22 protein-coding genes are annotated in these 24,358 nt (G+C 70.9%); 4 read left to right on the top strand and 18 right to left on the bottom strand.

Annotated elements, in window-relative coordinates; all coding sequences use genetic code 11:
- Nucleotides 1-23: 23 nt before the first annotated feature.
- From ABKA17_RS29055 to ABKA17_RS29045, 3 genes are all read right to left on the bottom strand, one after another.
- Complete coding sequence (locus tag ABKA17_RS29055) at nt 24-197, bottom strand: CsbD family protein (protein ID WP_353695225.1); 174 nt, start codon at nt 195-197, stop codon at nt 24-26.
- A gap of 65 nt (nt 198-262) precedes the next feature.
- Entirely contained in the window at nt 263-625 is a 363-nt protein-coding gene (locus ABKA17_RS29050; protein ID WP_353695224.1) for a VOC family protein, read from the bottom strand.
- Nucleotides 625-1,443, bottom strand: a complete 819-nt coding sequence (locus ABKA17_RS29045) for a trans-aconitate 2-methyltransferase (RefSeq protein WP_353695223.1) — start codon at nt 1,441-1,443, stop codon at nt 625-627. Before ABKA17_RS29045 ends, ABKA17_RS29050 begins: the two co-directional genes overlap by 1 nt.
- An 88-nt stretch (nt 1,444-1,531) precedes the next feature.
- Between ABKA17_RS29045 and tamR the strand changes: the two genes are divergently transcribed.
- On the top strand, nt 1,532-2,029 hold the full coding sequence (gene tamR / locus ABKA17_RS29040; protein ID WP_126903729.1) for a MarR family transcriptional regulator TamR: 498 nt from the start codon (nt 1,532-1,534) through the stop codon (nt 2,027-2,029).
- A 137-nt stretch (nt 2,030-2,166) separates the two neighbouring features.
- On the opposite strand, the gene ABKA17_RS29035 is transcribed toward tamR, so the two are convergent.
- Nucleotides 2,167-2,934 carry a LuxR C-terminal-related transcriptional regulator gene (locus ABKA17_RS29035; RefSeq protein ID WP_353695222.1) on the bottom strand — a complete coding sequence of 256 codons (768 nt, stop codon included), beginning with the start codon at nt 2,932-2,934 and terminating at the stop codon, nt 2,167-2,169.
- Between the two features lie 258 nt (nt 2,935-3,192).
- Here ABKA17_RS29035 and ABKA17_RS29030 point away from each other — a divergent pair, with 258 nt between their 5' ends.
- Nucleotides 3,193-3,648: a GNAT family N-acetyltransferase gene (locus ABKA17_RS29030; RefSeq protein WP_353695221.1), complete on the top strand. Its 456-nt coding sequence runs from the start codon at nt 3,193-3,195 to the stop codon at nt 3,646-3,648.
- Here ABKA17_RS29030 and ABKA17_RS29025 read toward each other — a convergent pair.
- From ABKA17_RS29025 to galT, 4 genes are all read right to left on the bottom strand, one after another.
- Entirely contained in the window at nt 3,645-4,331 is a 687-nt protein-coding gene (locus ABKA17_RS29025; protein WP_353695220.1) for a hypothetical protein, read from the bottom strand. The genes ABKA17_RS29030 and ABKA17_RS29025 overlap by 4 nt on opposite strands.
- Nucleotides 4,332-4,482: 151 nt before the next feature.
- Nucleotides 4,483-5,634 (bottom strand): galactokinase, encoded by a 1,152-nt coding sequence (galK, locus tag ABKA17_RS29020; RefSeq protein ID WP_353695219.1) that lies wholly within the window; start codon nt 5,632-5,634, stop codon nt 4,483-4,485.
- The gene (gene galE, locus ABKA17_RS29015; protein ID WP_353695218.1) at nt 5,634-6,596 is read right to left on the bottom strand and encodes a UDP-glucose 4-epimerase GalE; all 963 of its coding nucleotides are present in this window, start codon (nt 6,594-6,596) and stop codon (nt 5,634-5,636) included. Before galE ends, galK begins: the two co-directional genes overlap by 1 nt.
- The gene (gene galT / locus ABKA17_RS29010) at nt 6,593-7,654 is read right to left on the bottom strand and encodes a galactose-1-phosphate uridylyltransferase (protein WP_353695217.1); all 1,062 of its coding nucleotides are present in this window, start codon (nt 7,652-7,654) and stop codon (nt 6,593-6,595) included. The genes galE and galT overlap by 4 nt, the downstream gene beginning before the upstream one ends.
- A gap of 111 nt (nt 7,655-7,765) precedes the next feature.
- Here galT and ABKA17_RS29005 point away from each other — a divergent pair, with 111 nt between their 5' ends.
- Entirely contained in the window at nt 7,766-9,454 is a 1,689-nt protein-coding gene (locus tag ABKA17_RS29005) for a sodium:solute symporter family protein (protein WP_353695216.1), read from the top strand.
- 21 nt (nt 9,455-9,475) lie between these two features.
- A complete protein-coding gene (locus tag ABKA17_RS29000; protein ID WP_353695215.1) occupies nt 9,476-9,817 on the top strand; it encodes a hypothetical protein in 342 nt (113 codons plus the stop codon).
- Nucleotides 9,818-9,871: 54 nt separating this feature from the next.
- Here the strand turns inward: ABKA17_RS29000 and ABKA17_RS28995 are convergent, their stop codons facing one another.
- From ABKA17_RS28995 to ABKA17_RS28950, 10 genes are all read right to left on the bottom strand, one after another.
- A complete protein-coding gene (locus ABKA17_RS28995; RefSeq protein WP_353695214.1) occupies nt 9,872-10,582 on the bottom strand; it encodes a helix-turn-helix transcriptional regulator in 711 nt (236 codons plus the stop codon).
- 287 nt (nt 10,583-10,869) lie between these two features.
- Nucleotides 10,870-12,687 carry an outer membrane protein assembly factor BamB family protein gene (locus ABKA17_RS28990; protein WP_353695213.1) on the bottom strand — a complete coding sequence of 606 codons (1,818 nt, stop codon included), beginning with the start codon at nt 12,685-12,687 and terminating at the stop codon, nt 10,870-10,872.
- A 54-nt stretch (nt 12,688-12,741) separates the two neighbouring features.
- Nucleotides 12,742-14,496 (bottom strand): outer membrane protein assembly factor BamB family protein, encoded by a 1,755-nt coding sequence (locus ABKA17_RS28985; RefSeq protein WP_353695212.1) that lies wholly within the window; start codon nt 14,494-14,496, stop codon nt 12,742-12,744.
- Nucleotides 14,497-14,685: 189 nt separating this feature from the next.
- Nucleotides 14,686-16,488 carry an ABC-F family ATP-binding cassette domain-containing protein gene (locus tag ABKA17_RS28980; protein ID WP_353695211.1) on the bottom strand — a complete coding sequence of 601 codons (1,803 nt, stop codon included), beginning with the start codon at nt 16,486-16,488 and terminating at the stop codon, nt 14,686-14,688.
- A 96-nt stretch (nt 16,489-16,584) separates the two neighbouring features.
- On the bottom strand, nt 16,585-17,682 hold the full coding sequence (locus tag ABKA17_RS28975; RefSeq protein WP_353695210.1) for a peptidoglycan recognition protein family protein: 1,098 nt from the start codon (nt 17,680-17,682) through the stop codon (nt 16,585-16,587).
- A 155-nt stretch (nt 17,683-17,837) separates the two neighbouring features.
- The gene (locus ABKA17_RS28970; protein ID WP_353695209.1) at nt 17,838-19,823 is read right to left on the bottom strand and encodes a sensor histidine kinase; all 1,986 of its coding nucleotides are present in this window, start codon (nt 19,821-19,823) and stop codon (nt 17,838-17,840) included.
- Nucleotides 19,824-19,951: 128 nt separating this feature from the next.
- The gene (locus ABKA17_RS28965; protein WP_353695208.1) at nt 19,952-20,731 is read right to left on the bottom strand and encodes an MHYT domain-containing protein; all 780 of its coding nucleotides are present in this window, start codon (nt 20,729-20,731) and stop codon (nt 19,952-19,954) included.
- Nucleotides 20,732-20,985: 254 nt separating this feature from the next.
- A complete protein-coding gene (locus ABKA17_RS28960; protein ID WP_353695207.1) occupies nt 20,986-21,888 on the bottom strand; it encodes a 4-(cytidine 5'-diphospho)-2-C-methyl-D-erythritol kinase in 903 nt (300 codons plus the stop codon).
- Entirely contained in the window at nt 21,885-22,823 is a 939-nt protein-coding gene (gene rsmA, locus ABKA17_RS28955) for a 16S rRNA (adenine(1518)-N(6)/adenine(1519)-N(6))-dimethyltransferase RsmA (RefSeq protein WP_353695206.1), read from the bottom strand. The genes ABKA17_RS28960 and rsmA overlap by 4 nt, the downstream gene beginning before the upstream one ends.
- 109 nt (nt 22,824-22,932) lie before the next feature.
- Nucleotides 22,933-24,306 carry a resuscitation-promoting factor gene (locus tag ABKA17_RS28950; protein WP_353695205.1) on the bottom strand — a complete coding sequence of 458 codons (1,374 nt, stop codon included), beginning with the start codon at nt 24,304-24,306 and terminating at the stop codon, nt 22,933-22,935.
- Between the last annotated feature and the right edge of the window lie 52 nt (nt 24,307-24,358).

Here is a 24,358-nt window from a genome sequence, read left to right as displayed (position 1 = left end):
GCGGTGCGGTCACTGCGGTGCGGTCACCGCTTGAAGGCGTCCTTGGCCTTCTCCTTGGCCTGGCGCATGTCGCCCTTGTCCGCCTCGGCGCGGCCCTCGCCGGTCATCCGCTCGTTGCCGACCGCGCGACCCATGGCCTCCTTGGCCTTGCCCTTGGCCTGTTCCTTCTTCGCTCGGGCCTTCTGTTCCTTCGCCACGTCACTCACTCCCGGCAGGTCGAATCTCCTGCTGTCACTGACGCGAGTGGCCCGTGCGGGCAGGCTCAAACAACCGGCTCCAGGAACTCCAGCCGGTTGCCGACGGGGTCGTGGGAGTAGCAGCGCCGGTGGCCCGGCAGGTCGTCGTCCCAGGTGACGGTGGCACCCCGGGCGACCAGCCGGGCGGCGTACGCCTCGATGCCGGTGACCCGCAGCCCCGGGTGGGCCTTCTCGGCGGGTCGGAAGTCGTCCTCGATCCCCAGGTGCAGCTGGACGTTCCCCGCTTGGAACCAGCAGCCGCCGCGTGCCGCGAGCACCGGCGGCTTGGGGATCTCGCGCATGCCGAGGACTCCCCCGTAGTACGCCCGCAGCCGGTCCTCCGAGCCCGGGGGCGCGGCGAGCTGGACGTGGTCGATGCCGGTGAGCATCACGCCTCCTTGCGGGCCACGGCGAAGATCCGGCGGAACGGGAAGGGCGTGCCGTGCGGTCCCGCCGGATAGGCCTCGCGCAGGGCGTCCCGGTAGCGGCCGACGAAGGCGTCGAGGGCCGCGGGGTCGTCGGCGAGGGCGGTGAGGACGGGCCGCAGTCCGGTGCCCTTCACCCAGTCCAGGACCGGGTCGGCGCCGGTGAGGAGGTGGACGTACGTCGTCTCCCATACGTCGGCGGTGCAGCCGAGGGCGGTGAGGTGGGCCAGGTAGGTCTCGGGGGCGAGGACGGCGTCGTCGTGGCGCAGGAGGCCGCCGAGGCCGGCGGTGTCGGCCAGTTCGCGCATCAGCCGGTGGCTCGGTGCGCCGAAGTTCCCGGGCACCTGGAAGGCGAGGGTGCCGCCCGGCCGGAGCCCGCCGATCCAGTCGGCGAAGCGCTCGACGTGCCCGGGGACCCACTGCAGGGTCGCGTTGCTGACGATGAGGTCGTGCGGCTCGGTGGGTGTCCAGGTGCGGGCGTCGGCGTGGGCGAAGTCGAGGCGGCCGCCGCCCGGGGTGGGGCCGCCGTGCTCGGTGTGGGCGCGGTCGAGCATCTCGGGCGAGTTGTCGTAGCCGGTGATGTGGGCGGTGGGCCAGCGGTCGGCGAGGTGGGCGGTGACGTTGCCGGGGCCGCAGCCGAGGTCGGCGATGCGGGGCGCCTGTTCGGTGGGCAGGCCTGGGACGCGGGCCAGGAGGTCGGCGAAGGGGCGGGCGCGGTGGTCGGCGTGGCGCAGGTACTGGGCGGGGTCCCAGGTCGTCGTCGAGGATCCACTGTCGGTCATGGCTCCACTGTGACCCCCGATTTATCTCGACGTCAAGAGACTTCACATCAAGAGACTCCACATCGACACAACCACTAGACTGATCGCCATGGAGGACGAGGTCGATCGGCTGGTCGCAGCGTGGCGCCGGGAGCGCCCGGACCTCGACGTGGAACCGCTCGAGGTGCTCAGCCGGGTGAGCAGACTGGCCCGGCACCTGGACCGGGCGCGCCGTCTGGCCTTCTCCGAGCACAGTCTGGAGCCCTGGGAGTTCGACGTCCTGACCGCGCTCCGGCGTGCGGGAACGCCGTATCAGCTCTCGCCGGGACAGCTGCTGACGCAGACCCTGGTGACCTCGGGCACGATGACGAACCGGATCGACCGGCTGACCAAGAAGGGCCTGGTGGAACGGCTGCCGGACCCCTCGGACCGCCGTGGCGTCCTGGTCCGGCTGACGGACGAGGGCCGGGACCGCGCGGACCAGGCACTCGCCGGCCTCCTCGACCAGGAGCGCGCGATCCTCGCGGAGCTCTCCCGCGCCCAGCGGGGCGAACTGGCGGGACTGCTACGCCAGCTGACCGCCCCGTTCGACAACATCCCCGGCTGAGCGCTCCGCCGGGCGAGCCGGACAGCGAGTGCCGCGATGGGCGGTCAGTCGTCTGATGCCGCGTCGTGGCTGGTCGCACCCACGCGGCGGCAGCCGCACATCGACACAGCCTCGCGCCCCTTGGCGGCGCTGATGCCCTATGCCAGCTGACCGCCTCGTTCGACGACGTCGCCGGCCAGGTCGACCGGGCCCACCCCCGCCCGGCGGGCGAGGGCGACGGCGGCCAGGGTGGAGTGCACACCGAGCTTGCCGAGGACGTTCTGCATATGGGTGCGGACGGTGTGCGGGGAGAGGAACAGCCGCTCGGCGACGGCCTTTCTGCCCAGTCCGGCGACCATGCAGCGCAGCACCTCCCGCTCGCGCGGGGTCAGGGACTCCACGAGCCGCTCGCTCTCGGTGCGGTGCTTGCGCGCGGCGGTGAGCTCCCTGAGGACCCCCGTGAGCAGGGCGGGCGGCAGATGCGTCTCGTCCCGCAGCACCCCTCGTATGACGGTCAGCAGTCTGGACAGCGAGCAGTCCTTGGCCACCCAGCCCGACGCCCCGGCCTGAAGGGCGAGCGCGGCGCGGCGCTGGTCGTCCTTCTCGGCGAGGACGACGATCCGGACGCCCGGCTGTGCCGAACGCACACCGGCCACCAGCGAGATGCCGTCGACCACCCCGTCCTCGCCGCCCTCCTGTACGGGCACGGCGGGCCGGATGCCCTGGACGTTGCCGCCCAGGTCGGCGTCGACGAGCAGGACGTCGAAGCGGCGCCCCTCGGCGGCCGCGCGCTCCAGACTGCGCAGCGCGGCGGGACCGCTGCCGGCGGCGGAGACGTCGACGTCGGGCTCGGCGGCCAGGGCGGCGGCGAGCGACTCGGCGAAGATGCGATGGTCGTCGACGACCAGGACTCGGATGCGAACCACGAAACCCCCTTCCCCAAGCTCTCGAAGAGCAGGGGATACCCCATCGTCGGGAGACGGAAGAACAGGCGCAGGCACGGCGCCCGAAGTGCGGTGGCCGCACGGCCGCCGCCGTGCCCGAACTGCTACCCCCACTTCGGGCGTCGTACCCGACTGTCTCGCCCCCTGATCAGCACCGGCCCCCACCGGTGCTGTTCATCAGGGTACGGCCGGGGGCCGGGAGCGGAAGGTAATTTGCAGAACTGGCTGTCCGACGCGTTTATGGTGAGCCGCATGTTTCGCATTGAGACAGAAGTCGACAAAGCCCGACGGGATCTGCTCCACACCCGGCTCCGCGAGGCGAACACCGCGGCCTCCCCGGTCCTGCGCGCCCTGCGCGGAACCCCAGGTGAACGCGAACTTCCGCTCCATGTCTGGGTGTTGGACGAGGCGGACGAACTCGCCGGCGGTCTGGTCGGGCACACCTGGACGACCTGGCTGCACGTGACGTACCTGTGGGTGGACGAGCGGTGGCGCGGGGCGGGCCTCGGTTCGCGATTGCTCGCGGAGGCGGAGGCGGTCGCCCGCGACCGGCGGGGCTGCCTGAACTCCCGTCTGGAGACCTGGGACTTCCAGGCACCGGAGTTCTACAAGAAGCAGGGGTACGAGGTGGTGTGCGTGATCCCCGACTATCCGCCGGGGATCACGGAGTACACGCTGACGAAGCGGCTCGGCTAGAGCTTCCGGCCGCAGATCGTGTCGTACGGTCGTCCGATCACGATCGTCAGCTGGACGGGGTCGGTGGTGCCGGAGGGGCAGCGGGCGGTGCCGGCGTCGACGAGCCCGAGGACCTTGAGGTCGCCGGAGCCCGCGCGGGCGCACGGGATCTCCTCGGCGTCCGCCGCGACGCAGTCCCCCTTCACCAACTGCCCGCCGCCCGCGCCCGCGTCGCCGGGGTGGTCGTCGGAGAGGTTGCGGCCGCAGACGGTGTCGGTGGGGATGCCGCCGCTCGGCTTCTCGTCGGACCCGAGGTTCATCGACACCTCGATGATCACGTCGGTCCCCGCCGGGCACTGGACCGCGCCGGGCAGGATGCTGCCGTCCATGATCTTCAGCGCCTTGAAGGTGGCGTCGGAGTCGTCGCAGCCGTACGCCGCGTACCCGTCCGGGGCCCGGTCCGGATCGGGACCACCGCAGTCACCGACCTTCCACTCCCCCGAACTGCCGCCACCGTCGGCCGTGTCCGAGGCGGAGGCCGAAACGGACGGTTTCGCGGAGGCCTCGTCGTCCCCCTCCCTGCCGTCCGTGAACCACCAGATCGCGTACACGATCCCGACCAGCACCAGCAACGACACACAGCCCCTGAGGCACCCCGGTCGCTTCTGCTGCGGCACCTGAGGACCGCCGTCCTGCACAGCCATGAAATCCCCCTTCGCTCAAGGCGATGTGTCCACGGTCACACGGAACGAACGACACCGCGGGAGAAGTCGCACGGGCGGTTACCGAAGGGGGACGCACGGAAGACGGCGCGCGGACAGTCCGCACGCCGTCTCCAGAACCCGCACAGGAGCGTCAGCTCACCCGGCGCGCCCCCGGCGAAGGCACCGCCTCGAAGACCCGCGGCGCCTTGAAGCCGGCCGTGGCGAAGGCCTCTTCGACCGCCTTGGTGATGGTGTCCACGTCGGTGACGTCGGCCAGGACGATCGCCGAGCCGCCGAAGCCGCCGCCGGTCATCCGGGCGCCCAGGGCGCCGGACGCGAGGGCCGTGTCGACGACCAGGTCCAGCTCGGGGCAGGAGATCCGGAAGTCGTCGCGCAGCGAGGCGTGGCCCTCGACCAGGACCGGGCCGATGGCTCGGGTGTCGCCCGACTCCAGCAGCCGTACGACGCGTTCGACCCGCTCGTCCTCCGTCACCACGTGCCGGACCAGGCGTACGACCTCCTCCTCGTCGCCGAGGCGGGCGAGCGCCGCGTCCAGGTCGGCGTAGGGGACGTCCCGCAGCGCGTCGACGCCCAGCAGGGCCGCGCCCTTCTCGCAGCCCGCGCGGCGCTTGCCGTACTCGCCCTCGCTGTGGGAGTGCTTGACCTGGGTGTCGACGACCAGCAGGCGCATGCCCTCGGCCGCCAGGTCGAAGGGGATCTGCTTCTGGGAGAGGTCGCGGGTGTCGAGGAACAGCGCGTGGCCGTCCTCGCAGCACGCCGACGCCGTCTGGTCCATGATGCCGGTCGGGGCGCCGACGTAGACGTTCTCGGCGCGCTGGCACAGCCGGGCCAGCTGCCAGCGCTGAAGGCCGAGTTCGTACAGGTCGTTGAGCGCCAGGGCGATCACGACCTCCAGGGCCGCCGACGAGGACAGGCCCGCGCCCGCCGGGACCGTCGAGGTCAGATGGACGTCCGCACCGGTCACGGCGTGGCCGGCCTCGCGCAGGGCCCAGACGACACCCGCCGGGTACGCCGTCCAGTTCTTGTCGGTCCCCGGCACGAGGTCGTCCAGGCGCAGCTCGACGACGCCGCCCTCGACGTCCGCGGAGTGCAGGCGCAGGACGCCGTCGGTGCGGCGTGAGACGGCCGCGGTCGCCGTGTGCGGCAGCGCGAAGGGCATCACGAAGCCGTCGTTGTAGTCGGTGTGTTCACCGATGAGGTTGACGCGGCCGGGCGCCGACCAGACACCTTCCGGAGCGGTTCCGTAGAGGTCCGTGAAACCGTCCTGCACCTGCTGCCCCACTACTGCTCCCTTGCGATCTTCTGCGTGAACTCCCACGCGTCCGCGACGATCCCCGCGAGGTCCGCGCGGGACGGGTTCCAGCCCAGCTTCTCGCGGGCCGCCTGCGCCGACGCCACCAGGACCGCCGGGTCGCCGCCGCGCCGCGGGGCCACGACCTCGGGGATCGGGTGACCGGTGACCTGGCGGACCGTCTCGATGACCTGGCGGACGGAGAAGCCCTCGCCGTTGCCGAGGTTGCAGATCAGGTGCTCGCCCGGGGTGGCGTGCTCGACGGCCAGCAGGTGGGCCTCGGCCAGGTCGGCGACGTGGATGTAGTCGCGGACGCAGGTGCCGTCCGGCGTCGGGTAGTCCTCGCCGAAGACGGAGATCGCCTCGCGACGGCCCTGCGCGACCTGGAGGATAAGCGGGATCAGGTGCGACTCGGGGTCGTGGCGCTCGCCGAACTCGCCATAGGCACCGGCCACGTTGAAGTAGCGCAGCGAGACCGCGCCGAGGCCGTGCGCGTGCGCCTCGCTGGTGATCATGAAGTCGACGGAGAGCTTGGTGGCGCCGTAGGGGTTGGTCGGCTTCGTGGGTGCCGTCTCGACGATCGGCACCTCCTCGGGCTCGCCGTAGGTGGCGGCCGTGGAGGAGAACACGAGCTTGCGGACGCCCGCCTCGCGCATGGCGCCGATCAGCGCCATCGTGCCGCCGACGTTGTTCTCCCAGTACTTCTCGGGCTTGACGACCGACTCGCCGACCTGGGAGGAGGCGGCGAAGTGCAGGACGCCCTCGTAGGAGGAGTCGAGCCACTTGCCGGCGTCGCGGATGTCGCCCTCGATGAAGACGGCACCGGCCGGGACGCCCTCGCGGAAGCCGGTGGAGAGGTTGTCGAGGACCGTGACCTCGTGGCCGGCCTCCAGCAGATGCTGGGCCACCACGCTGCCGACGTAACCCGCGCCACCCGTCACCAGGTACTTCATGAACTCGCTACCTCTCGCAGTCGCTCGGCCGCGGCCTCCGGCCGGATGTCGTTGATGAACACGTTCATGCCGGACTCGGAACCCGCGAGGAACTTGAGCTTGCCGGGGGTGCGGCGGATGGTGAAGAGCTCGAGGTGGAGCGCGAAGTCGTCACGGCTGACGCCCTCGAACTCCTCCAGCGTGCCGAACGGGGCCTGGTGCCAGGCCGCGATGTACGGCGTGAGCGGCTCACCTTCGCCGAAGATCCGGTCGAAGCGCCTCAAGAGTTCCAGATAAACCTTGGGGAACTCTGAGCGCGCGTCCTCGTCGAGGCCCAGCAGGTCCGGCACCCGGCGCTTCGGGTACAGGTGGACCTCGTAGGGCCAGTGCGCGGCGTACGGCACGAAGGCCGCCCAGTGTTCACTCTCCAGGACGACCCGCTCGTCGGCGAGCTCGCGCTCCAGGACGGCGTCGAAGAGGTTCTCCCCGCCGGTCGCCTCCTTGTGGGCGGCCACCGAACGCAGCATCAGGGCGGTGCGAGGCGTGGTGAAGGGGTACGCGTAGATCTGCCCGTGCGGGTGACCCAAGGTCACACCGATCTCGGCACCGCGGTTCTCGAAGCAGAACACCTGTTCCACGGAGGGCAGATGAGACAGCTCGGACGTCCGGTCCGTCCACGCCTCCAGGACCAGCCGCGCCTGCTCCTCGGTGAGGTCGGCGAAGGACGCGTTGTGGTCGGAGGTGAAGCAGACGACCTCACAGCGGCCCGAGTCGCCGGCCAGCGAGGGGAAACGGTTCTCGAAGACCACGGCGTCGTACGACGAGTCCGGGATCTCGCTGAGCCTCTCGCCCTGCGAGGGGCACAGCGGGCACTCGTCGGCCGGCGGGTGGTAGGTGCGGCCCTGGCGGTGCGAGGCGATCGCGACCGAGTCACCGAGCAGCACGTCACGTCGGACCTCGGACGTGGTGACCGTCCGGTCCAGCGGACGACGGTCCACCGCGTCCCGCACTGTGTCGTCGCGCAGGTCGTAGTAGATGAGCTCGCGACCGTCGGCCAGTCGGGTCGAGGTCTTCTTCACCGCCGGACTCCTTAAGTCAAACAGAACTAAACACAAGTAACCATAACCGCCCACCCACGTCAACAGCGGAATCAAACAAAACGCACCAGTCGAGGTGTTCAATTGCTGACCATGCAGAACCCCGCAAAAGGCGCATATCTGGCAGCCGAGCTACGACTCCCCACCAACTGGCTCGACTACACGATCCTCGGCATCTACTTCGTCGTGGTCCTGGGCATCGGCTTCGCCGCCCGCAGATCGGTGAAGACGAGCCTCGACTTCTTCCTCTCCGGGCGCTCCCTGCCCGCCTGGATCACCGGCCTGGCCTTCATCTCCGCCAACCTCGCCGCCACCGAGATCCTCGGCATGGCCGCCAACAGCGCCCAGTACGGCGTCTACACCGTGCACTGGTACTGGATCGGCGCCATCCCGGCCATGGTCTTCCTCGGCCTGGTGATGATGCCCTTCTACTACTCCTCGAAGGTCCGCTCGGTCCCCGAGATGCTGCTGCTGCGCTTCGACAAGTGGGCGCATCTGCTGAGCTCGGCGCTCTTCGCCTTCGCCGCCATCCTGATCTCCGGGGTCAACCTGTACGCCCTCGCGATCGTCGTCGAGGCGCTGCTGGGCTGGCCGCAGTGGGTGGCGATCGTGGTCGCCGGCGCGTTCGTCCTCGCCTACATCACCCTCGGCGGCCTGTCGTCCGCGATCTACAACGAGGTCCTGCAGTTCTTCGTGATCCTCGCGGCCCTCATCCCGCTCGTGGTGCTGGGCCTGAAGAAGGTCGGCGGCTGGGACGGGCTGACGGACAAGCTCACGGCCGAGCACGGCGGCGACTTCACGACGGCGTGGGGCGGCACGGGCATCGGCTCGGACAACCCGCTCGGCGCGAACTGGCTGACGATCGTGCTGGGCCTCGGCTTCGTGCTGTCCTTCGGCTACTGGACGACGAACTTCGCGGAGGTCCAGCGGGCCCTGTCGGCGAAGAACCTGAGCGCCGCCCAGCGCACCCCGCTGATCGCCGCGTTCCCCAAGATCTTCATCGTCTTCCTGGTGATGATCCCGGGTCTGACGGCCGCGGCCCTGATCCCCGGCTTCGGCACCGAGGAGTCCGGCTACCAGTACAACGACGCGATCCCGTACCTGATGGAACAGCTGCTGCCCAACGGCGTCCTGGGCATCGCGGTGACGGGCCTGCTCGCGGCCTTCATGGCGGGCATGGCGGCCAACGTGTCGTCCTTCAACACGGTGTTCACCAACGACATCTGGGCGCGGTACGTGGAGAGGGGCCGTGAGGACGCCTACTACGTGCGCTTCGGCCGCCTGATCACGGTGATCGGCGTCTGCGCGTCGGTGGGCACGGCGTTCCTGGCCTCGTCCTTCTCCAACATCATGAGCTACCTCCAGACCCTGTTCTCCTTCTTCAACGTGCCGATGTTCGTCGTCTTCATCGTCGGCATGTTCTGGAAGCGGGCGTCCGCGAAGTCCGGCTTCTGGGGCCTGTTGGCCGGCACGGTCGCCGCGATGCTGAACTACTTCTGGATCTACAAGCAGGGCATCGTCGACATCCCCACCGACCAGGGCGCGAACTTCGTCTCCGCGATCGTCGGCTTCGTCGCGGGCGCGGTCGTGATGGTCGCGGTGTCGATGTTCACCGCGCCGAAGCCGGCCCGCGAGCTCCAGGGCCTGGTCTACGGCACCCGCTCCCCCGGTATGTCCGAGGCTCCGGCCGAGGGCGACGACGCCTGGTACCGCAGGCCGGCCCTGCTGGGCTGGGGCGCGGTGATCCTGGCCGCCGCCTGCTACATCCCGTTCTCGTTCTGAACCCGGGAGGATTGAGAGACCATGCCTGAGACCTCCGGATACTCCGAGGACGACGTCCAGCGGGAAGTCACCGAACTCCAGTCGAAGTCCGCCACCGCGGCCCGCATCTTCGATCTGCGCCGCATCATCGGCGGCCTGTTCGTCCTGTACGGCGTCATCGTCACGATCGCCGGCATCAACCCGTCCGACACCACCCTCGACAAGGCCGAGGGCGTCAACATCAACCTCTGGACCGGCCTCGGGATGCTGCTCCTCGGCATCTTCTTCCTGGTCTGGCTGAAGCTGCGCCCGACGCCGCCGCCGGTGCCGCCGGCCACGGAGACGGGCGCGGGGGCGGGCACGGAGGAGAAGCCGGCCGAATAGCACGAGAACGGTACGGCGCCGGGGCCCGACAGTCGTGCCCCGGCGCCGTGCGGCTCAGAGCTCCGGTCCACCCATGCCCGGCTCGGGAACCGAATGCGGTACCGGTCCCGCGCGGTCCAGCAGTCCCGTGCGCGCCGCCAGTGCCGCCGCCTCCAGCCTCGACCCGACGCCCAGTTTCATCAGGACGCGCTGCACATGGGTGCGGGCGGTGGACGGGGCTATGCCCATGCCGGCCGCGATCAGCCTGGTGTCCTCGCCGTCGGCGACCCGTACCAGGACCTCCACCTCGCGCGGGGTGAGCATCTGGAGCAGCCGCTGGCCCTCGTCGTCCGGCTGGGCCGCCGGGTTCAGCAACTCGCTGAAGGCTCCCTGGAGCAGCTGCGGGGCCACCGCCGCCTCCCCGGCCCGGGCCTTCATGATCGCCCGTTCGACACCCTCTATGCGCTCGTCATGGCGTACGTAACCGGAGGCGCCGGCGGCGAAGGCGGCCGCGATGCCCCGTGGGTTCGGTACCGGCCCCAGCACCAGGACCGCCACCTGCGGACGGTCTCGCTTGATCTTCACCACCGGGTCGAAGATGCCCGGTTCGGCCGGTGTGGCCGTGCCCAGCAGGCACACCTCGGGTGCCCGGGTGATCACCAGTTCCGCCGCGCCCGCGGCGGGCGCCGCCGCGGCGAGCACCCGGTGCCCCCGTAGCTTCAGAGCCGAGGCCAGCGCCTCGGCGAGCAGTCGGTGGTCGTCGACCACCATCAGCCGCACTCCCATCGAGCAACCCCCCAGTCCCCCCAATGGATCCCCATGCACCGATCCCCATGCAGCGCTGTGGCTGCTCCTCTATGGATGCCCACTGGTCCGCACGGACAGAAGCCCCCTCCCGGCTCCCCCGCTCTTCATGCCCCCGGAAGCTACACGCTTGTTCGACGTTGCGCTCCCCCTACTGGTGAGAAGTGCCCCGGATCGACGGAATTTCCGGCATTCGAGGTTGATGGGTGGTACGCGCACGGCCCCGCCCCTGAGCAGGGACGGGGCCGTGTTCACAGGCCGCTGAGCGGTCACTTCGTGCCGAAGGCGACCGCCAGATACTCCTTCTCGTCCGAGCTGCTGCCGAAGTCGCTCACATAGACCTGCGACATGAACAGCCGGCCGGCGTGGTAGAGGATCTCGGAGTACTCCGGGAGCAGGCTGGTCTCCACGTCGCGCACCGCCTTCGTCGCCGGGTTCTCCAGCAGCTTCGTCTCCTTGAAGCTGCCGCCGTCGATGCTCACGATCTGCCCGCCCTTGTCGTACGGCGGCCGCTTGTACGCCAGCAGGTTGCCGCCGTCCATGCGCAGCGGGGTCATCGTGTAGCCGTCGCCCGCGTCGGCGCGCTGGCCGGTGGGCTTCCCCGTGGCCAGGTCGAAGGAGACGATCGAGTTGGTCCGGCTGTAGTCGCTGCCGGAGGCGTCCCGCTCCTCGGTCGGCAGATAGATCCGGTCGTTGCCGACGGTGACCAGGAAGCAGTACTCGACCCTGGTGATGCCGTCGCAGCGGGCGGTGTACTCGTCGGGGTCGACCGTGATGCGGGAGCGCAGCTTGCCGGTCTTGCTGTCGATGGCGAAGACGTCCGAGATGCCCTGGGCGCCGTCGACCTCGCCGACCTCGGCGGCCACGACGAGCGGCTCGGTGGAGACGATGCTCGCGTACTCGACGCCCTGCGCCATCTTGTACTCGGAGATCACCTTCCCCGAGGCCGGGTCGATGGTCTGGATGTGCAGCTCGCGCTCGCCGTACGCACCGCACTTGCGGATCGCGACCAGCTTCGCGCCGCCGCCGTAGCCCGCGTCGTAGCAGGAGTCGGTGGGCTTGGGGGCCCACAGCTCCTTGCCGCTCTCGATGTCCCAGGCGCCACCGCCGCTGGTGCTGCCCGCGGCGACCGTGTTCGCGCTGACGGTGACGTTGTCCCAGGTGATCAGGCGGTCACCGGACTTGGCCGTCTTGGTCCACAGCTTCTTGCCCGCGGCGAGGTCGATGCCCGCGATCTGGCTGCACCCGGCCGTACGGGTCTTCGTCGGCATCGCGGGCTCGTAGGCGATGGCCGTCAGACCGGCCTCGGTGGCGTGCCGGCTGGCCTGGCAGACCGGGCCGGGGAGCTTGATCGTCCACAGCTTGGTGCCCTTGTCGGGGTCGTAGCCGACGACCTCGGCGACGCCGCTCTTGGCGTAGACCGTGTCGGTCAGCCAGGAGCCGTTCACCGTGTACGTGGTGTCGACCTTGACCTCGGGCTGCGGGACCTGGAAGAGGACGGAGGAGGCGGTGTTGGACGGGACCTTCTCGTCGCCCTTGCTGGAGGTACCGCCGGTGCCGCCCTTCTGGTCGCCGCCGCCGGTGCCGCCGCTGGAGCTCGCGGTGTCGTCCTTCTTGCCGTCGTCGCCGGACGAGGAGGCGTACCAGACGCCGCCGCCGATGATGAGCGCGATGGCCACGACCGCCGCGACGATGATCGCCAGCTGCGAGTTGATCTTCCGTCCGCCGGTCGGCTGACCGGGCTGCGGTTGCAGGGGCATGGTCGGCTGCTGGTAGCCGTAACCGGGCTGCTGGCCATAGGGGTTGGGCTGCTGACCGTAGGCACCGGGCTGCTGCGGCTGGCCGTACGGGTTGGGCTGCTGTCCGTACGACGGCTGCTGCGGCTGGCCGGGGTACCCGTAGCCCGGGTTCGCCGGCGGTGCCTGCGGGGGCGGGGGTGTCTGCGGTGCGGCCTGCGGGGGCGGCGGTGCCTGGGGGTAGCCGTAGCCCGGCTGCTGGGCCGGGGGCTGCGGCGGCTGGTCCTGGGGCGGGCCGAAACCTCCCCCGGGCGGGGGCTGGTTGGGCGGCGGGGGCGGCGGCTGGGTCATGACGCGGGTACCTCGTGAAGGGGGACGGCGGCGGGAACGTGACGGGGCGAGGGGCTACTTGCCGTAGGCGAGCATCAACTTCTCCTGCGTGTCGTCGTTGCCGCTCAGCCGTGTGGTCGAGAGGTAGAAGCGTCCGCCGACCCAGTCGATGGCCTTGGAGTAGAAGCCGTCCTCGATGTCGGCGACGCCCGCCGGGTTCTGGAGCAGCTTGGCCGGCTTGTGGTCCGAGCCGGTCGTCGCGATGGAGACGACCTGGCCGCCCGCCTCGTAGGAGGGCTGGACGTAGGCGATGAGCTTGCCGTTCTCGATCTTCATCGGCAGCATCGACTCGTCGGCCGGGGACTTCACACGCCACTTCTCCTTGCCGTCGGAGAGGTTGATCGCCACGATCTCGTTGGCGCTGGAGGTGGCCTCGGTCGGCAGGTAGAGCGTGTTCGCGTCGGCGACCGCGCCGGTGCAGCCGGTCAGGTCGCGGGAGAGGATCGCCCACTCGCAGGCGGGCGCGAAGTCCTCGTCGAAGTCGACCTGGGAGCGGAACTTGCCGCCGGAGGTGAACGTGGAGATGTTCCAGGCGTTCTTGTCCTCGTTGGTGCTGTAGATGACCAGCGGGTCGAGGGAGTAGGCGCGCGCGACCCGCCAGCCCTTGTCGAACTTCTGGGTCCACCTGGCCTTGCCGGTCGCCGGGTCGAGCTCCTGGACCTCGTCGTGCTCGTTGTCACCGGAGGCGTCGCAGGAGGAGACCGCGATCAGCTTGCTGCCGCCCGCGAAGGCGCTGGGGAAGCAGGCGTTGCCGTACTTCTCCTTGTTCCACAGCTTCTTGCCGGTCTCCACGTTGTACGCGGTGCCGGACATCGAGCGGCCCACCATCAGGGTCTTGCCGGAGATGGACAGGTCGATCTGGAGGGTGCTGTCGAACAGGTCGCCGTCGGCGACCTCGGCGGTCCAGCCCTTGGCGCCGGTGTCGAGGTCGATCTCCTGGAGCTGGTTGCACTCGGCGCGGTCGCTGCTGCCGCTCATGTAGGCCACGACGATCTTGCCGGCGGCCGTCTTCTGGTCGCTGGCCGCGCAGATCTTCTGGTCGAAGGTGATCGGGTCCCAGGCGGGCTTGCCGTCCGCGACGGCGTACCCGAAGAGCTGCTTGTACGCCGCCTTCACCGCGGTCTTGTCGGTGATCCACATGCCGGGGGCGTCGGCGCCGGAACCGGGCGCGTCGGGCGCGTCCTTGTACCAGAGCACCTTCGACTCGCCCGCCTGGCGGCCCTCGTTGAGGTCGGTCTGCTCCTTGCCGCCGCCACCGTCGCCGTACCCGGGGTTGACCGGGTCGTCGGAGGTGGAGGGCTTGGCGCTGCCGCTCTCCTTGGCGACCGGCTTCTTCGGGTCGTCGTCGCCGCCCGCGACCGCCCAGACGGTGCCGCCGACCACCAGCAGCCCCGCCACGGCCGCGGCGATGACGAGGGCCGGCTTGCCCTTGAAGGGGTTGCGCGAACCGGGCGTCGGGGTGCCGGGGGCACCGGGGAACTGCGGCTGGGGCGGGTAGCCGTAGCCGGGCTGGCCGTACGGACCGGGCTGACCGTAGGGGCCCGGCTGCGGCTGCTGCGGCTGACCGTAGGGGCCCGGCTGCTGGGGCTGGCCGTACGGGCCGGCCGGCGGTTGCTGGGGGTAGCCGTAGCCGGGCTGCGGCTGACCCTGCGGCGTCTGCGGCGGGCCGGCGGGCGGTGGCGGCGCGCCGAAGCCACCCTGCGGCGGCTGGTCCTGCGGCGCTCCGAAACCGGGCGGCTGGTTGGGCGGCTGGTTGGGCGGCTGAGTCATCAGCGTGTTCCCCCTCGTCACTGATTTTTAGCCACGCCCTGAGGTACGTACGGGCTCAGAGTCGTTCTCAGACAGTTCTCAGACGGCTCTTTCTATCACCCGGGACTGACAGAACACCGGGCCGATCACCCCCTGTACCCAAGGGAGAACCGGCCCGTGATGCCTCCGTTATGAGCCTTCACGCACCCTTCACGCGTCCTCGGCGAGTTCCAGCCAGCGCAGCTCCAGTTCCTCGCGCTCGCCGGCCAAGTCTCGGAGGGTGGCGTCCAGTTCGGCTACCTTCGCGAAGTCCGTGGCGTTCTCGGCGATCTGGGCGTGCAGCTTGGTCTCCTTCTCGGAGACCTTGTCGAGCTGGCGCTCGATCTTCTGGAGTTCCTTCTTGGCGGCGCGCTGGTCGGCGGCGCTCACCGACGGCGCGGCCTTCTGCACGACGGGCGCCGAGGCGGCCGCCGCCTCCTCCATCTTGTGGCGGCGCTCGATGTACTCGTCGATACCGCGCGGCAGCATCCGCAGGGTGGCGTCGCCGAGGAGGGCGAAGACACGGTCGGTGGTGCGCTCGACGAAGAACCGGTCGTGGGAGATGACGATCATCGAGCCGGGCCAGCCGTCGAGGAGGTCCTCCAGCTGGGTCAGGGTCTCGATGTCGAGGTCGTTGGTGGGCTCGTCGAGGAAGAGGACGTTGGGCTCGTCCATCAGCAGGCGCAGCAGCTGGAGCCGGCGCCGCTCACCACCCGACAGGTCGCCGACCGGCGTCCACTGCTTCTCCTTGTTGAAGCCGAACGTCTCGCACAGCTGACCCGCGGTCATCTCGCGCCCCTTGCCGAGGTCGACGCGCTCGCGCACCCGCTGCACGGCCTCCAGGACCCGCAGGTTCGGGTCGAGCTCGGCGACCTCCTGGGAGAGGTAGGCGAGCTTGACCGTCTTGCCGACGGCGACCCGGCCGCCCACGGGCTGGGTCTCGCCCTCGGTCCGCCAGGCCTCGCGCATGGCGCGCAGCAGCGAGGTCTTGCCCGCGCCGTTGACACCGACCAGGCCGATGCGGTCGCCGGGGCCGAGCTGCCAGGTGATGTGCTTGAGCAGCACCTTGGGGCCGGCCTGGACGGTCACGTCCTCCAGGTCGAAGACCGTCTTGCCGAGCCGCGAGGAGGCGAACTTCATCAGCTCGCTGCTGTCGCGCGGCGGCGGCACGTCCTTGATGAGCTCGTTGGCGGCCTCGACGCGGAAGCGCGGCTTGGACGTCCGGGCGGGGGCACCGCGGCGCAGCCAGGCGAGCTCCTTGCGGACCAGGTTCTGCCGCTTGGTCTCCTCGGTGGCGGCGATGCGCTCCCGCTCGGCACGGGCGAAGACGTAGTCGGAGTAGCCGCCCTCGTACTCATAGACGTCGCCCTTCTGCACGTCCCACATGCGCGTGCAGACCTGGTCGAGGAACCAGCGGTCGTGGGTGACGCAGACGAGCGCGGAGCGGCGCTCGCGCAGGTGCTGGGCGAGCCAGGCGATGCCCTCGACGTCGAGGTGGTTGGTCGGCTCGTCGAGGACGAGCAGGTCCTGCTCCTCGATGAGCAGCTTGGCGAGCGCGATCCGGCGGCGCTCACCACCGGAGAGCGGGCCGATGACGGTGTCCAGGCCCTGCGGGAAGCCGGGCAGGTCGAGGCCGCCGAAGAGCCCGGTCAGCACGTCACGGATCTTGGCGTTGCCGGCCCACTCGTGGTCGGCCAGGTCCCGGATGACCTCGTGCCGCACGGTCGCGGTCGAGTCCAGGGAGTCGTGCTGGGTGAGGACACCGCTGCGCAGCCCGCCGGAGTGGGTGACCCGGCCGGTGTCGGCCTCCTCCAGCTTGGCGAGCATGCGGATCAGGGTGGTCTTGCCGTCGCCGTTGCGGCCCACGACTCCGATGCGATCGCCCTCGGAGACACCGAGCGAGACGCCGTCGAGCAGGGCACGGGTGCCGTACACCTTGCTGACGTTCTCGACATTGACCAGATTGACGGCCATTTCTCTCCTGCCCGGGGGATCGATCAGCCTCCCAGCCTAATGCGCGCCGGTCGGTGACCGATCCCCCCGCAGGTCAGCCTGTGGACAACGCGCGGATCAGCGGGCCGCGGCCGCCCGTACCTCGGTCAGCAGGTCGTACATCGTCTGGCCGGGGCAGTCGGTCTGGAGCCAGTCGCGGTGGCCGCTGACCGTCTCGACGTCCTTGGTCACACCGTTGACCGGGTTGGTGAAGGTGGTCTTCGTCTGCGGGTCGAGGCCCTTGAACCGGGCGATCACCTTGATCAGACGGACCAGCGAGGCCTTGGCGGCGTCGGTCGGACCCTGGTCGGTGAGCGTGCCGAGCAGCGCGATGCCGAGGTTGCCGGAGTTGAAGCCGGAGGTGTGGAAGGCGGTGACGAGGTCGCCGTCGGCGTTGAAGGCCGGCACGTTGTCGTCGCCGGAGTAGCGGCCCTCGTAGACGGTGCCCGCCTCGTCGATCAGGAAGTGGTAGCCGATGTCGCCCCAGTCGAGGGTGACCGCGTGGTACTCGTAGATCGCCCGGACGGTCGCGGCGGGGTCGGCGTCGCCGTTCGGGGTGTCCGAGTGGTGGACGGTGATGGTCTGCAACGCGTAGTACTTCTCCGGCGAGTTGACCACGCCGTTCTTGTACCGCTTCTGCTCGTCCGCGCCCCACGCCGGCCGCGAGAGATAGCGCACGCCACGCACGCGTGTCGGCTCGGACGGCACCTGGAAGGCGCGCTTGGGACCGTCGGTGGTGTCGATCGCGAGCGAGCGCACGTCCGTCGTACCGTCCGCCGCCTTCACCTCGTACGACGTGGCGGCGCCGGCCGCGACCAGGGCCGTACCGCCGTCGTCGACGGTCGCGCAACCGCCGCTCAGCGTCTGCCAGTCGCCGTCCGGGAGCTTGAGGGCGGCGCCGTCCCGCTCGCCGGCCCAGCGGACCCCGACGTAGGAGGCGGCGAAGGCGGGGGCGGCCGCGCCGGTGCCGGTGCTCGCGTCGGAGCGGGTGGTGGGGAACTTCTCCGGCGTCGTACCGGAGGCCTTGTCCTGCGCGCCGGAGTCGGAGTCGGTGGCGGCGAAGACCACCGGGGTCAGGGCGGCCCCGGCGGCCACGGCGCCGGCGGCCCCGATCACGCCACGACGGGACAGGGGCCGCTTCCTGCGGTGGGAGGAGGGGGTGGGGGATTCGGACACGGACGTGCCTTCCGATGCGTTCACTTGGGGGGAAGCGCGGGCGACGCCCGAGGGGCGCCAGTGGCGCTTGAAGTGTCAAGTGACCCTAGAGGCCACGGGTGTCCGGCACGTACTGCGTCCGCAGTAGATCGTGTGGAGATCGGGCAAAGACCGCGTCACGCCCCGGCACCGGTGATCCGCTGCTGCGGGATCAGCGCCGCGGCCGGGGCCAGCCCGCGCCCGCCGAAGACCTGCTCGCCCACCGGCATGTCGTCCCGTATCAGCGGCTCGGGGATGAAGACCGCGGCGGTCACACCGCCGTTGGCCGAGGCACGCAGCTCGACCCGCAGGCCCTGCCGTTCGCGCAGCCGGTTCACCACGAACAGGCCGATCTGCTTGGCGTCCAGGAGGTCGACCCGGTCGGACTGGATCTTGCGGTTGGCGTCCTCGAGGGCCTGCTCGTTCATGCCGAAGCCGCTGTCCTCGACCTCGATGAGCACCCCGTCCCGCGTCCGGGCCGCCCGCAGCTGCACCTTGGTGCTGGGCGGCGAGAACGCGGCGGCGTTCTCGACGAGTTCGGCCAGCAGATGGATGACGTCGGCGACCGAGCCGCCCACCACGGACACCTTAGGCACCGCCCAGATCTGCACCCGCCCCGCGCTCTCGATCTCGGCGACCGCGGCCCGCAGCACGTCCGCCATCGGGATCGGGTCCCGCCAGCCACGGCCGGGCGCGATGCCGGACAGGATGAGCAGCGACTCGGAGTGCCGGCGCATCCGGGTGGCCAGATAGTCGACGCGGTACAGGTCCTGAAGCTCGGTCGGATCCTGCTGCCTGCGCTGCAACCCCTCCAGCACGTCGAGCTGACGGTGCAGCAGGACCTGGCTGCGGCGGGCGAGGCTGACGTAGACGCCGGAGATGCCGCTGAGCAGTTCGGCGCGCTCGGAGGCGGCCTTGAGGGCGGCGCGCTGGACGGCGGTCAACGCGGTGCCCACCTGGGCGAGTTCGTCGCCGACCAAGCGGCGCATGGGGGCCTCGGCGTCGATGTCGACGCCCTGACCCGCGTGCAACTTGCGCATGGCCTGCGGCAGTCGGCGGCCGGCCACCTCCAGGGCGTCGTTGCGCAGGTCGAGGAGTTCGACGATGAGGCCCCGTCCGACGAGGACCGAGACGAGCAGCGACAGCAGCACACCGACGAGGCCCAGCACCACGGCGACGCCGGAGGCGCCGAGGGTGTCCCAGCCGAACGGGTCGGCCTGCGCGGTCGCCCCCGTGCCGGCGGCCGTCTCCGCCGCCGTCAGGTCCTTCAGCACCGCGGCCGACGCCGCGTCCCAGCCGGTCAGCAACCCCGAGGCCACCGCCGAGGCGCCCGGACCGGCGCTCTGCACCCGGTTCTCGACCGCCTGGAGCCTGGCGTACTCGTCGCCGGACAGGATCTCCTCGTACGCCGCCTGGTGCGCGGGCTTGAGGTCGTCGGCGGCGGGCCGGAGCAACTGCCGCTGCGTGGCGACCGCGCCGACGAACCGCGTGTACTCCTGCCGGGTCAGCGTCCCGGCGGCCTCCGCGGCGCCCAGCAGCGCCTGCTCGCGGGCCAGCGCCTCACGCGCGCGGGCGAGTTCGAGCACCACGCGCGCGTCGGAGGCGGCATCCGTGCTCCGGTCGCCGGTGAGACCCCCCGCGACCGAGAAGGCGTGCTCGATGACCGCGGTGTACTTCGAGTACGCCACCGAGGGCTTGTCGACCGACTGGGTACGGAGTCGGGACAGCCGGTCGGCCTCGCCCTTGAGCGTCCCGATGCGCTGCGGCAGGCTCGCGTCGAGAAGGGCCGCGTCCGAGCTGGAGGCGTTGATGCCGTCGAGCAGGGCGGTCGCCGCCTTGTCCGTGGCCTTGCGGACGGTGGCATAGGCGGCGGGCGCGTCCTCGTGCCGCATGACCGCGGTGCGCTCGGTCTGCAACGCGGTGACGAACCCGCTGACCGGGGCGAGCAGTTCGGCGTTGACGTCCTTGGCCCGCTCGGTGTCACCGATGCTGGACGCGGTCGTCACCGCGGCGAATCCCCACAGCGCCATCAGCGACACGATGGGCAACATCAGCAGCGACACGATCTTCGCCCGAACGGATCTCGGACGAAGCCTGCCGGTCGTGGAGCGGAGAAGACGCATGGGGAAACCTCGTTCAAGGAAATTACGGTGCGTACACGCGCCCCGATAGGGGCGCGGGGAACTGCGCGACAAGCCACAACGGACCCGCAGACGCCAACAGCCGGGGAGCGGCAGGTCCGTTGGCGCCCTCAGGCAGTCGCGAGCTCAACCTCACGGAGAATCTCCGCGGCGATGGCCGACTCATGCCGCTTACCGGTAGGCGACAGAGCAACGTACGCAGCGGCAAGGAACAAGAAGGAACCGAGCACCACCGCCAACGGAAAGATGAACTCCGTGGGCGTAGCCCCCGGCAGACCCGCACTGCTCGGCGCGAGAGAGATCTCCACGGCGTACATCGCGGTGTAGTGCATGCTGCTCACCGCGAGCCCCATGACCAGCGCGGCGAGCACCGCCAGCACCCCACCCCGCACGACCAGCGTCAGCGTCAGCGCCGCGGTCGCGGCGACGACGGCGATGGCGACGGAGGCGATGACGAGGGCGGGGTCGTAGGTGACCTCGCCGTGCAGGTTGAGCGCGGCCATGCCGGTGTAGTGCATCGCGGCGACGCCGACGCCGGTGCCGAGGCCGCCGAAGACGACCGAGGTGACGCGGGACTTGCCGTATCCGGCGGTGAAGACTCCGGCCGCGACCACACCGATGGACATCAGCAGGCTGAGCACGGTGAGCGGGACGTCGTAGCGGATCGGGGTGCCCTCGACGGTGAAGCCGAGCATCGCGACGAAGTGCATGGTCCAGATGCCGGAACCGATGGCGACGGAGGCGAGCAGCAGCCAGTTCCGCTTGGAGGCGCCGTCCGCCTCGAGTGCCCTGAGGGTGCAGCGCAGACCGAGCGCCGAACCGACGCACGCCATGACGTAGGAAAGGACGGGGGTGACCCAGCCCGCACTGAAGTGGTCCATGTGACCCATGGGGGGATTTCCTCTCGCACGTGGCACGGGCGGGGGGTCGCCGCGCACACGGAAGTACCACCGGTAACAGGGGACCGGGGTTGGCTGATCATGACAGCCCTTCCCATGACACAGAGCGGGAGGAAACGGACCGTGGGCCGCATTGATGAACATTAAAGTACTGTGGTGTAGGTAACACCTGACCTGCATATATATGCAGTCAACCCCTGGCCGGTGAAGGCTCTGGGGATGATCGGGGGATTGTCAGGAGACCGTCAGGATCCAGCCACCACGGACGCACCCGGCGCGGGCGCCGTCGCGGTCCGTACCGTGCGGCAGGTACCGGACGTTTCCAGCGCCTCGGCCACCTTCACCGCGGACTCCGCGTCACGCGTCAGGAACGCCGTCGTCGGACCCGACCCCGACACCAGCGCGGCGAGCGCACCGCCGTCACGGCCCGCGGCGAGGGTGTCGGCGAGCTCCGGGAAGAGCGAGAGAGCGGCGGGCTGGAGGTCGTTGGAGACGGCGGCGGCGAGCGCGCCGGGGTCGCCCTTCGCGAGCGCGTCGAGCAGCTCCTGCGAGGCGACGGGTTCGGGGACGTCGAGCCCCTCGGTCAGCCGGTCGAACTCCCGGAAGACGGCCGGGGTGGAAAGCCCGCGGTCGGCCATCGCGAAGACCCAGTGGAAGGTCCCGCCGACCTCCAGCGTCCGCAGCCTCTCCCCCCGCCCGGTACCGAGCGCGGCCCCGCCCACCAGGCTGAACGGCACGTCGCTGCCCAACTCGGCGCAGATGTCGAGCAGTTCCGCGCGGGAGGCGTTCGTGCCCCACAGGGTGTCGCAGGCGAGCAGCGCCCCGGCGCCGTCCGCGCTGCCGCCGGCCATACCGCCCGCCACCGGGATGTCCTTGGCGATGTGGAGGTGCACGGCCGGGTCCAGGCCGTACCGCGCGGCCAGCGCCTCGGCGGCCCGCGCCGCCAGGTTCGTCCGGTCGAGAGGCACCTGCGCGGCGTCCGGGCCCTCGCAGGTGACGCGCAGCCCGTCGGCCGGGGTGACCGTCACCTCGTCGTAGAGGCCGACCGCGAGGAAGACGTTGGCCAGGTCGTGGAACCCGTCGGGCCGGACGGCACCGACCGCGAGCTGGACGTTGACCTTGGCGGGAACGCGGACGGTGACGCTCACGGGCGGCTCTGCTCCTCGGTGTCGGCGGGGGCGGTGTCCGCGACGGCGGAGCCCTCAGCGACGGGGCTCTCGGTGACGCGGTTCTCGGCGATGCGGGCGAACTCCTCGACCGTGAGGGACTCGCCGCGTGCCTGGGGCGAGACCCCCGCGGCGACGAGCGCGGCCTCGGCGGCGGCCGCGGACCCGGCCCAGCCGGCGAGCGCGGCCCGCAGGGTCTTGCGGCGCTGGGCGAACGCGGCGTCCACGACGGCGAAGACCTCGCGCCTGGCGGCGGTGGTCTTGATCGGCTCGGCCCGCCGGACGAGCGAGACCAGCCCGCTGTCGACGTTCGGCGCGGGCCAGAAGACGTTGCGGCCGATGGAACCGGCCCGCTTGACCTCGGCGTACCAGTTGGCCTTCACCGACGGCACGCCGTACACCCGGGAGCCGGGCCCCGCGGCGAGCCGGTCGGCGACCTCCGCCTGGACCATGACGAGGGTGCGCTCGATGGTCGGGAAGACGTCGAGCATGTGCAGCAGGACCGGCACGGCGACGTTGTACGGCAGGTTCGCCACGAGCGCGGTGGGCGCCGGGCCGGGCAACTCGGTGACCTGCATCGCGTCGGAGTGCACCAGCGCGAACCGGTCGGCCCGGTCGGGCATCCGCGCCGCGATGGTGGCGGGCAGCGCGGCGGCGAGCACGGCGTCGATCTCGACGGCGGTGACCCGGTCGGCGGCCTCCAGCAACGCGAGGGTGAGGGAGCCGAGCCCCGGACCGACCTCGACGACGACGTCGTCCGGCCGCACATCCGCGGTACGGACGATCCGCCGGACCGTGTTGGCGTCGATCACGAAGTTCTGCCCGCGCTGCTTGGTCGGCCGTACACCGAGGACTTCCGCGAGTTCACGGACGTCGGCGGGGCCGAGGAGGGCGTCGGGGGTGGGGCTGCTGCTCACGGCCACAAGGGTACGGGGAGCCGGAGGCGGCCCGCGCGGCACTGCCGGACCGACGCCCGCCCGCCGTGCCCGTGCCACCGGCTCCCGTCCCCCGCCTGGGTCGTTCGTGTCACCCGTGCAACCGCCGCCCGCAGTGCGGCCAGGGACTCGCCCCCCGCTGCACGTACAGCTTCTTCGCCCGGAACGTCTGCTCCGCGGCCGGCGCGTCCTGCGGCCGTCCGCTGCCGCCCAGTCCCTGCCAGGTCCGGGTGTCGAACTGGTACAGCCCGCCGTACGTCCCCGAGGGGTCCACGGCGTTCGGGCGGCCCCCCGACTCGCAGGTCGCGAGCCCCTGCCAGTCCAGCCCGTCCGCGCCCTGCACAGAGGTCGGCATCGCCTTCGTCCCGACCTTCACCACCTGGGTGCGCGCCTCCCGCACCACCTCGGACCTGATCCGGCGCGGCTTCTGCCGGACGCCGTTGACGGTCCGCAGGGAGTACGTGACCCGCCGCAGGCCCGCCCGGCCGGCCTGCTCGACGACCTCGGTGCCCTTGAACAGCGAGGGGTCCGCGGTCCGCTCCACCCGGAACGGGATCGCCTCCTCGCGGACCTCCTTCGTCCCGGTGATCCGCAGCACGGTCACGGTCTGGCCGTCCCGGGGGAAGCTCCCCGGCGCGACCGATGTCGTGTCCTGGCCGCGCAGGGTGATGCCGGCCTCCTCGACGACCTCGCGCACGGTCGCGGCGTTCGTGCGGACGACACGGGAGCGGCCGTCCGCCATGACAGTGACCGCGCGCTCGGTGCGCACGTCCAGCGTGAGCCCCTCGCGCCCGATGGGCAGGGAGCGCGCGGTCGACAGGTACGCGCCCTCCGCACGCACCCCCAGCTGCTTGAGCGCCCCCTCCACCGTGCGCGCCGTCGTCCACACCTCGTGCCGCTGCCCGTCGAGCGTGAGCCGTAGGGGGCGGCCGTAGTGCACCGCGATCTCGTCGCCGCTGGACAGCGCCGTCCCCGGGGCGGGCGCGACCACGTCGTGCGCCCCCACGTCGACGCCCTCGTCGGCGAGCAGTTCGGTCACGTCGTCCGCGAAGGTGTGCAGCGTGCGCGGCTTGCCGTCGACGGTGAGCTCGATCGCCTTGTCCTTGGCGACGAACGCGGTGGTGCCGCCGGCGAGGAACGCGACGACCAGCGCCTGGGGCAGCAGCCTGCGCATGGCGCTGTCCGCGCGCTCGGAACCCCGCGCCTTCCGCCGGCGCGCGGCCCGGCGGTCGGCTCCGGCGACGCGCGGCACGGTCGCGGGCACGGGCGCCGGGGTCTCGTAGGCGGGCTGGTACGTGTCCGCGTACGCCCCGGGCGCGGGCATCGGCATGGGCATGGGCGGAGTGGGCGTGGGCGCCACCTGTACGCCGTACGCCACCGTCTCCGCGTTGTGCGGGTCGTAGACCGCGCCGTACGGATCACCCGGGCCGTACGCCTCGTACGTCTGGTACTGGGAGTTGCTCATGCCGACACGCTCCAGGGTCCAGAGAGACCCAGAACCTAGCGGAGCGACCGTC

This window comes from Streptomyces sp. RG80 (genome assembly GCF_040446465.1).
In the GTDB taxonomy this organism is placed as follows: domain Bacteria; phylum Actinomycetota; class Actinomycetes; order Streptomycetales; family Streptomycetaceae; genus Streptomyces.
The sequence above is the reverse complement of the archived record's forward strand: the minus strand, read 5'-3'. Positions and strand labels throughout refer to the sequence as shown.

What these genes read in the sequence shown, in the direction of transcription:
- ABKA17_RS29025 (WP_353695220.1), bottom strand. Translation starts at nt 4,331, where the DNA reads ATGGCTGTGCAGGACGGCGGTCCTCAGGTGCCGCAGCAGAAGCGACCG.
- galE (WP_353695218.1), bottom strand. Translation starts at nt 6,596, where the DNA reads ATGAAGTACCTGGTGACGGGTGGCGCGGGTTACGTCGGCAGCGTGGTG.
- ABKA17_RS28985 (WP_353695212.1), bottom strand. Translation starts at nt 14,496, where the DNA reads ATGACTCAGCCGCCCAACCAGCCGCCCAACCAGCCGCCCGGTTTCGGA.
- ABKA17_RS28990 (WP_353695213.1), bottom strand. Translation starts at nt 12,687, where the DNA reads ATGACCCAGCCGCCGCCCCCGCCGCCCAACCAGCCCCCGCCCGGGGGA.
- ABKA17_RS29030 (WP_353695221.1), top strand. Translation starts at nt 3,193, where the DNA reads ATGGTGAGCCGCATGTTTCGCATTGAGACAGAAGTCGACAAAGCCCGA.
- ABKA17_RS28970 (WP_353695209.1), bottom strand. Translation starts at nt 19,823, where the DNA reads ATGCGTCTTCTCCGCTCCACGACCGGCAGGCTTCGTCCGAGATCCGTT.
- ABKA17_RS29050 (WP_353695224.1), bottom strand. Translation starts at nt 625, where the DNA reads ATGCTCACCGGCATCGACCACGTCCAGCTCGCCGCGCCCCCGGGCTCG.
- tamR (WP_126903729.1), top strand. Translation starts at nt 1,532, where the DNA reads ATGGAGGACGAGGTCGATCGGCTGGTCGCAGCGTGGCGCCGGGAGCGC.
- ABKA17_RS29045 (WP_353695223.1), bottom strand. Translation starts at nt 1,443, where the DNA reads ATGACCGACAGTGGATCCTCGACGACGACCTGGGACCCCGCCCAGTAC.
- ABKA17_RS29000 (WP_353695215.1), top strand. Translation starts at nt 9,476, where the DNA reads ATGCCTGAGACCTCCGGATACTCCGAGGACGACGTCCAGCGGGAAGTC.
- ABKA17_RS28965 (WP_353695208.1), bottom strand. Translation starts at nt 20,731, where the DNA reads ATGGGTCACATGGACCACTTCAGTGCGGGCTGGGTCACCCCCGTCCTT.
- ABKA17_RS28950 (WP_353695205.1), bottom strand. Translation starts at nt 24,306, where the DNA reads ATGAGCAACTCCCAGTACCAGACGTACGAGGCGTACGGCCCGGGTGAT.
- ABKA17_RS28995 (WP_353695214.1), bottom strand. Translation starts at nt 10,582, where the DNA reads ATGGGAGTGCGGCTGATGGTGGTCGACGACCACCGACTGCTCGCCGAG.
- ABKA17_RS29005 (WP_353695216.1), top strand. Translation starts at nt 7,766, where the DNA reads ATGCAGAACCCCGCAAAAGGCGCATATCTGGCAGCCGAGCTACGACTC.
- ABKA17_RS28980 (WP_353695211.1), bottom strand. Translation starts at nt 16,488, where the DNA reads ATGGCCGTCAATCTGGTCAATGTCGAGAACGTCAGCAAGGTGTACGGC.